This window comes from Rhizobium sp. 768_B6_N1_8 (assembly GCF_051811225.1).
Lineage (GTDB): Bacteria > Pseudomonadota > Alphaproteobacteria > Rhizobiales > Rhizobiaceae > Rhizobium.
This window is the reverse complement of the sequence record NZ_JBPWPV010000001.1, coordinates 2,786,564-2,799,836: the sequence shown is the minus strand read 5'-3', so window position 1 is coordinate 2,799,836 and position 13,273 is coordinate 2,786,564. Positions and strand designations below refer to the sequence as shown.

The window sequence follows — 13,273 nt, the reverse complement described above, 5'->3', positions numbered from 1 at the left end:
ATCAGACCTTGTCGGAAGGCTTGATGTCGGCGGGATTTGTGCCCTTGGGCAAATGGCCGAACATGTGTGGCTTGATCTGATGCAGCCACGAGACTGCGGCCGGCTCTTTGTTGATAATCGTCTTGGCGAAGGGAATGATCTGTTCGCCGACAAGGATGCCCAGCAGACCGACAAGCGCGATCACAGGAGGAGCCGGCGAACGAACGTTCAGGAGGCTGTAGACGATGCCAACGAGAAGGCCGGCGCCGAGGGAGAGGAGATAGATTTTCATTTGAGGCCTCGATTTATTTCGGCATGCAGCAACGGGGAAGCGGCGATGAAGCCGCTCCCTCGAGAGAACTCACTTGGCCGGGTTCGGGCCAATGCGCTTGCCATGCGTGACGCGCTCGGGTGCCTTGTGGACATGGGTATAGGCGTAATCGACGCCCATGCCGTAAGCGCCGGAATGTTCCTTCACGATGGTGGTGACGGCCTCATAGGTTTCGCGGCGGGCCCAGTCGCGCTGCCATTCCAGCAGCACCTGCTGCCAGGTGACGGGAACGCAGCCAGCCTGGACCATGCGGTCCATGGCGTATTTGTGGGCATCGGCGGATGTGCCGCCCGAGGCATCGGCGACCATGTAGATCTCGTAATCGGTGTCGTGCATGCAGGAGAGTGCAAAGGTGGTGTTGCAGACTTCGGTCCAGAGGCCTGACACGACGACCTTCTTGCGGCCGTTGGCGGCGTTCTTCGCTAGCGCGTCGCGAACGTTCTGATCGTCCCAGGAGTTCATCGAGGAGCGTTCGAGAATTGTGTTTTCGGGGAAGACAGCGAGCAGTTCCGGATAGGTGTGGCCCGAGAAGGCTTCGGTCTCGACCGTGGTGATGGTGGTCGGCACCTTGAAGGTTTTGGCAGCCTTGGCGAGGCCGACGACGTTGTTCTTCAGCGTCTGGCGGTCGATGGACTGGACACCGAAGGCCATCTGCGGCTGCTGGTCGATGAAGATCAGCTGGCTGTTCTGCGGCGTGAGGACTTCAAGATATCTGGACATTGGTCGTTCTCCCTGGTCATGAGGCCTTAAAGGCAAGAAACGTGTTGCCGACATGCGTCCATGGAGGGCGTCGGTCGGCATCGCTTCCCCGCAAGAGCGAGGCCGCGTATTGCCGCGAACCTACTTGGCAAAAACCAATTCCGATTGTTTGTTCTCACCCTCTTTTGTCGAAAATTGCCCTGACCTGCAGGGCCGTGTTGAGGCTTCGGAAAACCGAAAAACGGGAGGCCGAAAAAGAAGGCCGATAAAATTCTCGTACTCGCTGTCGGGACGGGCACGGCTCACACGTCTTAGCCATGAACGGAGACCAACAGACCAAAGGAGGACGTTTCATGGTCAAGGTCATTTCACATCTCTGGTTTGCAGAAAGCGCTCGCGAGGCGGTCGAATTCTATGTCTCGCTGGTGCCCAATTCCGCTATCGGCGAGATCACCACCGTGCCGGCGGAGACACCGAGCGGCCCTCCGGGCAGCGTCGAGATCGTCCAGTTTACGCTCGGCGGCCAGAATTTCGTCGCCATGCGGGCCGGACCATTCGAACCGTTCAACCATGCCTACTCCGTGCAGGTCATCTGCGAAGATCAGGCGGAGGTCGACCGCATTTGGGATGGCTTCCTTGCCAACGGGGGCACGGCAGAACAATGCGGCTGGCTCAGGGATCGCTGGGGTCTTTCCTGGCAGATCGTGCCCAAGGCGCTGACCGAGATGATGAGCGGTACGCGCAAGGGTAATGCCAAGAAGATGACCGAGGCGATGCTGCAGATGGTCAAGCTCGATATCGCCACGCTTGAGAAGGCGTTTCAGGAAGCCGCCTGATCTTTCGGGAAACGGTATGACGGACGGCAGTCTCGGGAAGGAGGCTGCCGTTTCGATTCCGTCAGTGGTTTTTGAGGGGAAATCATGTAATTGTGATGGCGGGAGGCAATTCGAAAACGGGGGTGATTGAATTGGCGTCTCGGCCAAAGATTTCATTGCTTCAAGCCGGTGCGGTCTCGATCGTGCGCATGCGCAGCAATAGCGTCGACCATGACGAAAGCGGGCCGATTCCCCAGGCGGAGGCTTTCAGCGTCATCGCCCAGTTGAAACCTTTCGACAATCATCGCCTCTGGCGCAGCGGCAAGCTCGTCCATGACGGCGGCCATCCGGCAGGCGCGCTGGCGATCACCGATCTTGGGGAAGAATGGCGCTGCCATCATCGCTCCTCCTTCGATAATATGCGCTTCAATATATCCCGGCAGGGGCTTTCCGATTTCAGCTACGAGGCAGGACGCTCGGGGTTTGACGGGCTCGATTGCGGGCAGGGGCAGCTCGATCCTGTTGTGCAGGGGCTTGCCATGGCGCTGCTGCCGGCACTCAGCCAGCCGGCATATGCGAGCGCGCTCTTCATCGATCACATTCTCCTGGCGCTGCAGGCGCACCTGGTGACGCGTTACGGCAAGGTCAATCTGCCTGCAGAGCGTAGCGGCGGACTTTCAGGGCGCCAGCTCAACATGGCGACGGCGTTCCTCGCATCGCTGACGGCGCGGGAGGCGACGATATCGGATGTCGCGGCGCAATGCGGGCTTTCGACCAGCTATTTCATCCGCGCCTTCAAGAAATCGACGGGCCGCACGCCGCATCGCTGGCTGATGGAATATCGGGCGGAGAAGGCGCGGCAGATGCTGCTGGGCACGGCTTCCATCGCCGAGATCGCCGTCGCCTGCGGCTTTGCCGACCAGAGCCATCTCACGCGTATCTTCACCGCACTCAACGGAGTTTCGCCCGGAACATGGCGGCGGGAGCGGCGTATTTAGCTTCGCTCAAGTAAAAGTGAGTGGACGGGTTATTTTCAAAGTTTGCTGACATTACAAATCCGTAATGACGGGTGGTTACGCTTGCTGCTGGCCGGGGGAAGGTGCGATATTGTCGCACCAGGCGGGACTTGTCGTCCCGTACGCCTCTTTCGACCGACCCTGGACGTAACCTCGAGTCCCTCCGGAGACGTGAATGCCCTTTTGGAAGCAGTTTGCACTTTGCATCGTCGTCATTTTGGCCGGCTTTGCCGCGTGGGTTTACTTTGTGCCCGGCGCCGGCGAGACGATGCGCAATGCTGGTGTTCCCGACAACATCGTTTCCAGGATCGCGCCGAAGGGCGAGGAGGCAGCCGAAGCCGGCGCGCAGCAGGCTCAAGGTGGTCAGGGTCAGGGGCAGAACCGCCGCAACGGCGGTGGTGGCGGCGGACGCAATACTGCCGTGCTCGTTGTCACCCAGGCCGTGGTACAGGGCGTCGTCAATGATCGGCTAAATGCGATCGGCACAGGTGATGCGATCCGCTCCGTTGCGGTTACGCCGCAGGCGACGGGTACGATCCGCGAAATCCTCATCAAATCAGGCGATATGGTCAAGCAGGGCCAGGTTCTCGCCAAGCTCGACAGCGAAGAGCAGGTGATTGCCCAGGGGCAGGCACAGGTGGCGCTGAACAGTGCGCTTGAGAAGTCCAACCTCTACCACAGCATCAAGTCCAGCGTTTCGCGCATGGACGTCTTCGATTCCGAGATCGCCGAGCAGAATGCGCGGCTGCAGCTGCAGGCTGCCGAGCTCAATCTTACGCGCCGCAACATCGTGGCGCCGATCGACGGTATCGTCGGCATCGTGCCCGTCAATATCGGCGACAATGTCACGACCTCGACGCCGATCGTGACGCTGGACGACCGCACTGAAATCCTCGTCGACTACTGGGTGCCGGAGCGTTTCGCCAATACCGTTTCCGTCGGCCAGACGGTCGAGGCAACGTCTGTGGCGCGGCCGGGCAAGGTCTTCTCTGGCGTGCTGGAAGCGGTCGACAACCGCATCGATTCGGCAAGCCGCACGCTGCGTCTGCGGGGGCGGATCGACAACGGCTCGGACGAACTGCGCGCCGGTATGTCCTTCGCCGTCAGCATGAAGTTTGCCGGTGATAAATATCCGGCCGTCAACCCGCTCTCTGTGCAGTGGGATGCTCAGGGCTCCTTCGTCTGGCAGGTGACCGACGACAAGTCGCACAAGGTGCGGGTCACGGTCGTGCAGCGCAATCCAGATTATGTGCTTGTTAAGGGCGAGCTGAAGGACGGCGATCTGATCGTCACACAGGGCCTGCAGCGCGCGCGCGAGAACGGCGCGGTGCGGGTGGCAACCGATGTCGCCTCGAACGACAAGGTCGCCGCCCAATGAGCGTGACCGAGATCCACCACGGCAAACCGGAATCCAACAAGGCGACCTTCACCGCGCTTTTCGTGCGGCGGCCGATCCTGGCGCTGGTCTTCAATACGCTGATGGTGGTGGCGGGCCTTGCGGCCTATGTCGGCGTCGAAGTGCGCGAGCTGCCCGATGTCGACCGGCCGGTCGTGACCGTGCGCACCACCTTCGACGGCGCTTCGCCGCAGACGATCGACCAGGAACTGACCAAGGTCATCGAAGGTGCGGTCGCGCGCGTCAGCGGCCTCAAATCCATCTCCTCCAGTTCCCAGTTCGGCCAGAGCCGCGTGACGCTGGAATTTTCCGACTCCATCGATCTCGCCGTTGCCGCCAACGACGTGCGCGACGCGATCGGCCGTATTGCCCAGAACCTGCCCGACGAGGCGGATGCGCCGCAGATCGTCAAGGCGGATTCGGATTCTTCGGCGATCATGCGCCTTGCGGTGACGTCGGATACGCTCAACATGGACGACCTGACGTTACTTGTCGAAAACGAGGTGGTCGACCGGCTGGCCTCCGTCGATGGCGTTGCCGATGTCGAAGAATACGGCGATCAGGAAAAGGTCTTCCGCGTCGACGTCGATCAGGGCGCGCTTGCAAGCCGCGGGCTGACCATCGGCGATCTCACCAAGGCGCTCGACAATGCCGCGCTCGACGTGCCGGCCGGTTCGCTGAAGAGCCCGATGCAGGATATCGTGGTGCGCGCCACCGCCAGCCTGCAGACACCCGAGGACTTCCAGAACGTCATCCTGCAACACAATGTGCGCCTGGGTGACGTTGCGACCGTGACACTCGGGCCGCGCGACGGCGAGACAGCACTGCGTTCCAACGGCAAGCCGGGCATCGGTCTCGGCATCATCCGCCAGGCGCAGTCGAATACGCTGAATATTTCCACCGGCATTCACGCTGCTGTCGACCAACTTTCGAAGACGCTGCCGAAGGGCACGACGATCGCGATCACCAGCGACGACGCCGTCTTCATCGATGGCGCGATCCACGAAGTGGTGCTGGCGCTGCTGCTCTCGGCCGTCATCGTCACCGTCGTCATCTATCTCTTCCTGCGCGACTGGCGCGCGACGCTCATCCCCTCCGTTTCGATGCCGGTGGCGCTGATCGGCACGCTGGCAGCGATCTATATGGTCGGTTTCTCGATCAACATCCTGACGCTGCTGGCGATCGTTCTGGCGACCGGTCTCGTGGTCGACGACGCCATCGTCGTGCTCGAAAACATCGTGCGCCGCCGCTCCGAGGGCATGGGGCCGCGCGCGGCCGCCGTGCTCGGCACGCGCGAGGTGTTCTTCGCCGTCATCGCGACGACGGCTACACTTGCCGCCGTCTTCATTCCGCTATCCTTCCTGCCGGGGCAGGTGGGCGGCCTGTTCCGTGAGTTCGGTTTCGTGCTGGCCTTCTCGGTCGGCCTATCGTCGATCGTGGCGCTGACGCTGTGTCCGATGCTCGCCTCGCGCATGCTGACCAAGCCGATGATCGAGGACCACGGGTTGCTCGGCCGTTTCGGCGAGGCTTTCGCCCGCGTCTATAAATGGGCGCTGCATGCCTGCCTGAATGCGCCTGTCGTCGTCATCGTCTTCTCGCTCATCTTCGGCGCTGCAGCCGTTGTCGCTTTCGGCACGGTCAAAAGCGAGCTGACGCCGGAAGAAGACCGCGCCATGGTGCAGATGCGGCTGACGACGCCGCAGGGCTCCAGCCTCGAATATACGCGCGACAAGATGCAGCTCGTGGAGGAATACCTCCAGCCGCTCGTCGATAGCGGTGACATCAGGAACGTCTTCTCGATTTCCGGCCAGGGCGGCTCTTCCAACAGCGGCTTCATGGTGCTGACGCTGGCGCCCTGGGGCGAGCGCCACCGCACGCAGGCCGATATCGTCCGCGATATCAACCAGGCGGCCTTCAAGGTGCCGGCGCTGCGCGGCAACGCGATCTCGTCGAACAGCCTGCGTATCCGCGGCGCCGGCAGCGGGTTGCAGATGGCGCTGATTGGCAATGATCACGAGGCGCTGACGGCGGCTGCCGCCAAGCTGGTGCAGCAGCTCGATGCGAGCGGCCAGTACGACACGCCACGCCTGACCAACGAACCGTCGCAGGCACAGGTCTCCGTCGCCATCGACCGCGAGCGGGCCTCCGATCTTGGTATCGACATCACCGGGCTTTCGACCGCCATCCAGTCACTGCTCGAGGGACGTTCAGTGGTCGACGTCTTCGTCGGCGGCGAATCCTATCCGGTGCTCCTGACATCGACGATGCGGCCGATCGACGATCCGACCGATCTCGAAAACGTCTTCCTGAAGACCGGCGACGGCAAGATCGTGCCGATGTCGGTCATCGCCACGCTGAAGGAAGGCTCGGTCGCCCCGCAGCTCAGCCGTGAACAGCAGCTCGCCTCCGTGGCGATCACCGCCGGCCTGAAGGACGGCATGTCGCTCGGCGACGCTGTGAAGAACGTCACGCAAATGGCAGCACCGCTCCTGCCGCCCGGCGCGCGCCTGCTGCCGCTCGCTGAAGCCGCGACACTGGAAGAGAATTCCAGCGGCATGGCGCTGACCTTCGGCTTTGCGATCGTCATCATTTTCCTGGTGCTCGCGGCCCAGTTCGAAAGCGTGCTGTCGTCGCTGATCATCATGTCGACGGTGCCGCTCGGTCTCGCCTGCGCCGTCTTCGCGCTTGTTGTCACCGGCTCCAGCCTCAATATCTACAGCCAGATCGGCCTCGTGCTGCTTGTCGGCGTGATGGCGAAGAACGGCATCCTGATCGTGGAATTCGCCAATCAGCTGCGCGATCGCGGCGAGGATGTGCGCTCCTCCATCGAGAAGGCCTGTGCGCTTCGCCTGCGCCCGGTCATGATGACGATGATCGCGACCATTCTTGGGGGTGTTCCCTTGGTCTTTGCCCATGGCGCCGGTGCGGAAGCGCGCGTGGCGCTCGGCTGGGTCATCGTCGGCGGCCTTGGCTTTGCAACGCTGGTGACGCTGTTCATCACGCCCGTCGCCTATCTCCTGATTGCCCGCTTCGCCAAGCCGCATGCCCATGAGGAAGCGCGCCTGCACGAGGAGATGACGCATGCGACGCGTCCGAAGCCGAGCCCGGAAGAACAGCTTCAGGCTGCTGAGTAAGAGCGCGAACAAGCCTTTTTTAATACTTTCGGAAACGCCCGCCGGGTCTCTTCGGCGGGCGTTTTTATGGTGTATGAAGTCTTGTGAAATAAGATAAATTACTTCTGAACTTTAGCCGTTTTTTAAGCATAACCGGCAATGATTGCGATCAGTACCGGTCGGCCTTCCCCAGTTTTCCCGAGGGCCATTGCGCTGATTTTCCAGCGACGGCGGACATGAATGTTCGCTTGATTTCGGTACATCCTGTTCTGTTGCGTTCTGTTGTGTTTTTGGAGTTCGTACCGTGAGTATTTATCAGCGCACCTCCGTGGATGCGGCGCTTTATGTGCTGCGTGATATCAATCGAAATATGACGGTGACGCAGAACCATATCACGACGGGTCTGCGTGTTGAAAAATCCAGAGATAATGCCGCCTATTGGTCGGTCGCGACGACTGCGCGCCACGACAACAAGGCACTTTCCGCCGTTCAGGATGCTCTCGGCATGGCGGCTGCCACCATGGGAACGGCATCAGCCGGCGTCGACAGCGTCATCGACGTCGTCACCGAGATCAAGGCAAAGCTTGTCGCCGCAACCGAGCAGGGCGTCGACAAGACCAAGGTCGGCGAAGAACTCGAGCAGCTGAAGGCGCAGCTGCGCAGCGTTTCCGAGGGCGCAGGCTTCAACAACGACAACTGGATCATTCTCGACAATACCACGACGCCGACGCAGCCGCGTCAGATCCCGGCCTCCTTCATCCGTAATTCTGACGGTACGGTATCGGTCGGCATGTTGAGCTACCATATCGATATCCCGCCGAGCGGCGCGACCTCCTCCAAGGATGCACGCTATGTGATCGACGATCGGGCGGGCGGCACCGGCGAATATGGCGTGCTGACCTCCGCCTTCTTCGCAACCGAACTCGGCACCGCGCAGACCTGGGTGCTGACGAAAAGCAAGAACGGCAACACGGCCGGCCAGGTGGAAATCGGCCTGACGGCGAATACCAGCAAGCAGGACCTGAACGAAATGATCAGCGTCGTCGATGCGGCGCTCGGACAGTTGACGACCGTCGGCTCGGCCTTCGGCGCACTGGAAAAGCGCATCAGCTTGCAGGACGAATTCGCCAAGAACCTGTCCGACAACATCACCGAAGGCATTGGTCGCCTTGTCGATGCCAATATGGAGGAGGAATCGAGCAAGCTCAGGGCGCTGCAGACCCAGCAGCAGCTCGGTCTGCAATCACTGAATATTGCAAACGCGTCCTACGATAAGGTTCGTCAGCTCTTCCAGAACTTCTAAGTCCCGAAGCAGCAACATAGCCGCGCGCCAAGCATGCTTGCCGCGCGGTTTTCTTTTCGGAAAGCTCAGGCTTCGGCTGCCTTTGCGGCCATCGTCGCCTTGGCCCACCAGACCAGTTCGTCGAGGGCCATCTTTGCTGTAGGCAGCAGGCTCGTCTCGATTTCCTCGATCGGCTTGTTGCCGAAAGCCGGATGAACAGCCATGAAATCGCCGCCGCCAATATGGACGGCAGCATGTGTGGATACCATCTGCAGTTCCACGCCGATTCCCCTGAGGTGTTCGACCGCACGCGTGGCGCCCGTGCCACCATAGCCGATGGCGGTGAATGGCTTGCGGTTCCATTCCTTATAGGCCTGATCGAGCGCGTTCTTCAGAGTCGCTGTTATCGAATGGTTGTATTCGGCGACCACGAAGATGTAGCCGTCGAAACGGCCGACGGTTTCCTGCCAGCGGACCGCTTCGGGATTCTGGCTCGGCATCCACAGGTTTGACGCCATCTCGTCGAAGAAGGGGAGAGGATGATCGCGAAGGTCGATCAGTTCCACGTCGAAGTCATCACGTGCCTGAGCTTGTTTCAATATCCATTGTGCCGGGGCGTCGGCGAAACGGGTGGGGCGGGTGGAGCCGATAATAACGGCGATACGGGGCTTAGAATTCAAAGTAACCTCCTGTATGCTGGTTTCTTGCGGTAACCAGATTACGAATGGTTTGCGTGACCGCACAAGGAGGCACTTTGTTGAAACCAGATAACCATCAGGAAACCGCCCCCTGCGAGGAAGTCGATGGCTGCCAGCAAGTTCGCGCTTGCGATCACATCAGCCGCATGCTGGCGCGCATCAGCGACAAGTGGAGCCTGCTGGTGGTGCGCGTGCTGGGTCACGGGCCGCTGCGTTTCAACGCCTTGCGCCGCGAAGTCGGCGAGATCAGCCAGAAGGTCCTGGCATCGACATTGCGGGAGCTGGAGGAGAACGGCTTCGTTTCCCGGACCGTGACGCCCACCACGCCGCCGCAGGTCGAATATGCGCTGACGGATCTCGGCCGAGAGTTCCTGGATCCGGTTCGAGGGCTTGCCGAGTGGGTCGTCGCAAACTCCGCGCGCATGGACGAGGCGCGGGCGGCCTATGCCAGACGCCGCGGGCTCGACTGAGGCAAGCGCTGCGGTTTGTCAAGAAAGCTGGTGATATCGGCGCACGGCTGCAACAGGCCGATGTTTTCCATGGGAAATTTAGCTTATCAGATTGGCATCTTCATCTTGTTGCCGCATTCCCTAATATCTGCTCGCACCAGCTTCGAACGGAGAACCTCCTGTCCATGATCAAGAAATTCATCCTTCTGGCCGTTGCGGCGAGTTACCTCTCAGCTTGCACGACGACCGATCCGTATACTGGTGAGCAGAAGGTATCCAATACTGCCGGCGGTGCTGCCCTTGGCGCGCTCGGCGGTGCTCTCGTCGGTGTCGCCGTCGGTGGCGGCGGCCATGGCAAGCGCAATGCGGCGCTGATCGGCGCCGGCATCGGCGCGCTCGCCGGCGGCGCGATTGGCAACTACATGGACCAGCAGGAAGCCGAGTTGCGCGCCCAGCTCGAAGGCACCGGCATCTCCGTTACCCGCCAGGGCGACAACATCATCCTCAACATGCCGTCGAACATCACCTTCGATATCGACCAGGATGCGGTGAAGCCTGGTTTCTATCCGACGCTGAATTCTGTCGCGATCGTGTTGCGCAAGTTCAACCGCACGCTCATCGACATTAACGGCCATACGGATTCCACCGGCAGCCTGCAGCATAACCAGGACCTGTCGCAGCGCCGCGCGCTGTCCGTTGCCGATTATCTCGGCGGCCAGGGCATCGACCAGCGCCGCGTTTCGGCCGTCGGCTACGGTCCGTCGCAGCCGGTCGCTTCCAATGCGACCGAAGCCGGCCGCGCCCAGAACCGCCGTGTCGAAATCCAGATCGCGCCGATCACCCAGGGCTGATCGGTTGCATTCAGACGACAAAAAGGCCAGGTCATTGCCCGGCCTTTTTTCGTTTCCGGCCGTTTGCCTCAATGCTGCATCGTCGCGCCCTTGGTGATCTTGTCGACGATCTTCTTGTCGGCGCGCAGCGCAATGCCAACGACCTTGGCATCATCGGGAGTGTATTCGGCGAAGACGGCGCGATTGGCGGCATCATGGCCGGTTGCAAACATCTCCTCGATGAAGATCGAGGAGGTCACCTCGCGCTCCAGCGCGCGGCGGTGGATCGTCGATATCGTCGCTTCGTCGGCCGACAAGACGATGATCGGCTGGATGGATAGCGGGTTGTAGAGATTGCCGGCACGATCCTTGTAGGGCTCGCCGATGATTTCAGGATATTGCCCGGCGATGCCTGTCGAAAGGAAGGCTGTGACATTCAGCTTCTGCCAGCCGGCAAGATTGTTTCGCAGGACGATCGCAATTTTGGTATCAAACATTCCAGTCTCTTTCATCAGGGTATCGGAAACGCATTGAGCCAGGATCTAACGCCGCAGGTCTTCGAGGGTCTTGAACGTTTGTGCGAGCCGCGGGGGGGCAGCGGCATACTGGCCGCGCCCGCCGGCAGCGGCATCCTGACTGCGCCGGCCTTTCCGGGCATCGAGCGTATCGAAGCGCAATTCTCAGGCAATGTCTTCGAGCCGCACCGGCACGATACCTATGCGCTCGGCGTGACGCTGCATGGCGTGCAGACCTTCACCTATCGCGGCGAGCGGCGCTTCAGCATGCCGGGGCAGGTAATCGTACTGCATCCCGACGAGGAGCATGACGGCGGAGCGGCGACGGAGGCGGGCTTGCATTACCGCATGCTCTACATGGAGCCAGCGCTCCTGATGGAATGCCTGGAGGCGGAAAAGATCGGCCTTCCCTTCGTCGATCAGCCCGTGATTGCCGACGGCGCGCTGGCGCAATTGCTCCTCGCTGCACTCGGCGAACTCGACCGGGAGCTGGACGAACTTTTCGTCGACGATTTCGTGAGCCGCGTGGCGGGCGGGTTGTCGCGTCATTCGCAGGTACGCCGCCGGGCTCTCGGCGCAGTTGCCTGGAGGCAGGTGCGGGCGGCGCGCGATTATCTGGAGGCGCATGCTCTGAGGCCAGTGCGCTCCGGCGAGCTGGAGAACGTTACCGGCCTCGATCGTTTCACTCTGTCACGGCATTTCCGCACGGCTTTTGCCACCAGCCCGCACCGCTACATGCTGATGCGGCGGCTGCAGCAGGCAAAGGCGCTGATGGGCGAGGGCGAAGGTTTCGCCGATGTGGCGGCCGCCACGGGCTTTGCCGATCAGGCGCATTTCATCCGGCACTTCAAGAAGGCCTATGGGGTGACGCCTGGACGATGGGTGGGGCTTCAGCGGACAGCGCAGGTCAGCAATGGCGGCGTATCATAGCGCTTGGCGCGAACGGGAAAGTTCGGCTTCACGCCATTGCAGCCATTGCTGTCTCAATTTGCCTCTAGATAGGCCGATGGTTTCTTCGAGAACCTTGAGATCGAGAATGCGTTCGGTGCGAAAATGGCGAAAGGCCTGTTTCGATTCGCACCACGCAATCAAAAGACAGCGCGCATCCTCATAGCCTAGGAGCACCGGCCACACGATACGGCTGGTTACCGCTCCATTCGCGGCGCGATATTCAAGCTCAATCTTTCGCCCCTCCCTGATCGCCCGCCGGACTGGACGGCTGTCGAGCGTCAGGCTGTCCATGACCTCGCCAGGTTTCAGGCTGACCGAAGGTTCGGCAATGAAGGGAAGAAGGTGGTCCGGTACGGTTGATGCAATCTTTGCGATGACATCTCTGGCCGCAGCGTTGATGGCCGGGTCACCCAGCTTCGCCACCATCTGAACGCCCAGTAGAACAGCCTCGATTTCCTCTGCAGTCAGCATCAGCGGCGGCATATCGTATCGTGGGTCGAGGACGTAGCCAAAACCAGCTTCCCCTTCGATAGGAACGCGCTGGCCAATCAGGTGGGCAATGTCACGATAGACGGTTCGTCGCGCGACCTCGAGTTCGTCCGCAAGCTGCGCCGAGGTGACCGGGCGGTTTGACCTTCGAAGAATCTGAATGATCTGAAAAAGCCGTTCCGCTTTTCGCATGGCTGGTGACTCCTGCTGCCACAACGCTGGCAGGACGACTATGTCACAAGAGCAGGCAAAGAGATCATTACGCTGAAGGAGAAAATGATGAAACTCGCATCCACCCGTCTCATCGCTTCGGATATCGAAAGCATGGTGGCCTTTTATGAGCTCGTGACGGGCTATCGCGCGGACTGGCTTGCTCCCGTCTTTGCCGAGATCGTCACACCCGGTGCCGTCGTGGCAATAGGGAGCGCGGAAACGGTCGCGCTCTTCAAGGAGGGCAGCGCGGAGCCACGCGCCAATAAAACCGCCATTCTTGAATTCATGGTATCGGACGTCGATGCTGAATTCGCTCGGCTCAAGGATCATGTCGAGGTGGTGCATGAACCCAAGGATTTGCCGTGGGGAAATCGCACGGTTCAGTTCTCCGACCCGGAGGGCACCCGCGTGGCGCTTTATACACCCGTTACCGAGGCTGCGAGACAACGCTTCAGCGGTCGTTAACTCGCCTGCGGGCAGTGGCAGCGGCAACCGGC

14 protein-coding genes are annotated in these 13,273 nt (G+C 60.9%); 9 read left to right on the top strand and 5 right to left on the bottom strand.

Annotated features, from left to right (window positions below):
• Nucleotide 1: 1 nt before the first annotated feature.
• On the bottom strand, nt 2–271 hold the full coding sequence (locus AB8B33_RS14430; RefSeq protein ID WP_007814401.1) for a XapX domain-containing protein: 270 nt from the start codon (nt 269–271) through the stop codon (nt 2–4).
• Nucleotides 272–340: 69 nt separating this feature from the next.
• Complete coding sequence (locus tag AB8B33_RS14425) at nt 341–1,030, bottom strand: hydrolase (RefSeq protein WP_113325517.1); 690 nt, start codon at nt 1,028–1,030, stop codon at nt 341–343.
• A 332-nt stretch (nt 1,031–1,362) separates the two neighbouring features.
• Here AB8B33_RS14425 and AB8B33_RS14420 point away from each other — a divergent pair, with 332 nt between their 5' ends.
• The 5 genes from AB8B33_RS14420 (at nt 1,363) to AB8B33_RS14400 (ending at nt 8,652) form a co-directional block, all read left to right on the top strand.
• Nucleotides 1,363–1,845 carry a VOC family protein gene (locus AB8B33_RS14420; RefSeq protein ID WP_439015909.1) on the top strand — a complete coding sequence of 161 codons (483 nt, stop codon included), beginning with the start codon at nt 1,363–1,365 and terminating at the stop codon, nt 1,843–1,845.
• A gap of 188 nt (nt 1,846–2,033) precedes the next feature.
• On the top strand, nt 2,034–2,822 hold the full coding sequence (locus tag AB8B33_RS14415) for a helix-turn-helix domain-containing protein (RefSeq protein ID WP_113325520.1): 789 nt from the start codon (nt 2,034–2,036) through the stop codon (nt 2,820–2,822).
• Between the two features lie 193 nt (nt 2,823–3,015).
• A complete protein-coding gene (locus AB8B33_RS14410; protein ID WP_439015908.1) occupies nt 3,016–4,218 on the top strand; it encodes an efflux RND transporter periplasmic adaptor subunit in 1,203 nt (400 codons plus the stop codon).
• The gene (locus AB8B33_RS14405) at nt 4,215–7,370 is read left to right on the top strand and encodes an efflux RND transporter permease subunit (protein WP_439015906.1); all 3,156 of its coding nucleotides are present in this window, start codon (nt 4,215–4,217) and stop codon (nt 7,368–7,370) included. Before AB8B33_RS14410 ends, AB8B33_RS14405 begins: the two co-directional genes overlap by 4 nt.
• Before the next feature lie 283 nt (nt 7,371–7,653).
• A complete protein-coding gene (locus tag AB8B33_RS14400; protein ID WP_113325513.1) occupies nt 7,654–8,652 on the top strand; it encodes a flagellin N-terminal helical domain-containing protein in 999 nt (332 codons plus the stop codon).
• 65 nt (nt 8,653–8,717) lie between these two features.
• Here AB8B33_RS14400 and AB8B33_RS14395 read toward each other — a convergent pair whose 3' ends face one another.
• Nucleotides 8,718–9,311, bottom strand: coding sequence for an NADPH-dependent FMN reductase (locus AB8B33_RS14395; RefSeq protein ID WP_439015905.1), 594 nt, complete (start codon nt 9,309–9,311; stop codon nt 8,718–8,720).
• A 77-nt stretch (nt 9,312–9,388) separates the two neighbouring features.
• Between AB8B33_RS14395 and AB8B33_RS14390 the strand changes: the two genes are divergently transcribed.
• Together AB8B33_RS14390 and AB8B33_RS14385 are read left to right on the top strand one after the other, a co-directional pair.
• The gene (locus AB8B33_RS14390; RefSeq protein ID WP_310389410.1) at nt 9,389–9,799 is read left to right on the top strand and encodes a winged helix-turn-helix transcriptional regulator; all 411 of its coding nucleotides are present in this window, start codon (nt 9,389–9,391) and stop codon (nt 9,797–9,799) included.
• Between the two features lie 164 nt (nt 9,800–9,963).
• Nucleotides 9,964–10,629 (top strand): OmpA family protein, encoded by a 666-nt coding sequence (locus tag AB8B33_RS14385; RefSeq protein ID WP_113325510.1) that lies wholly within the window; start codon nt 9,964–9,966, stop codon nt 10,627–10,629.
• Nucleotides 10,630–10,697: 68 nt separating this feature from the next.
• On the opposite strand, the gene AB8B33_RS14380 is transcribed toward AB8B33_RS14385, so the two are convergent.
• Nucleotides 10,698–11,105 (bottom strand): DUF2000 family protein, encoded by a 408-nt coding sequence (locus AB8B33_RS14380; protein WP_113325509.1) that lies wholly within the window; start codon nt 11,103–11,105, stop codon nt 10,698–10,700.
• 33 nt (nt 11,106–11,138) lie between these two features.
• Here AB8B33_RS14380 and AB8B33_RS14375 point away from each other — a divergent pair, with 33 nt between their 5' ends.
• Nucleotides 11,139–12,053: an AraC family transcriptional regulator gene (locus AB8B33_RS14375; RefSeq protein WP_439015903.1), complete on the top strand. Its 915-nt coding sequence runs from the start codon at nt 11,139–11,141 to the stop codon at nt 12,051–12,053.
• Here AB8B33_RS14375 and AB8B33_RS14370 read toward each other — a convergent pair.
• Nucleotides 12,048–12,755 (bottom strand): helix-turn-helix transcriptional regulator, encoded by a 708-nt coding sequence (locus AB8B33_RS14370; RefSeq protein ID WP_439017254.1) that lies wholly within the window; start codon nt 12,753–12,755, stop codon nt 12,048–12,050. The genes AB8B33_RS14375 and AB8B33_RS14370 overlap by 6 nt on opposite strands.
• Before the next feature lie 87 nt (nt 12,756–12,842).
• On the opposite strand from AB8B33_RS14370, the gene AB8B33_RS14365 reads away from it, so the two are divergent.
• A complete protein-coding gene (locus tag AB8B33_RS14365) occupies nt 12,843–13,241 on the top strand; it encodes a VOC family protein (protein WP_310389447.1) in 399 nt (132 codons plus the stop codon).
• Nucleotides 13,242–13,273 lie beyond the last annotated feature (32 nt).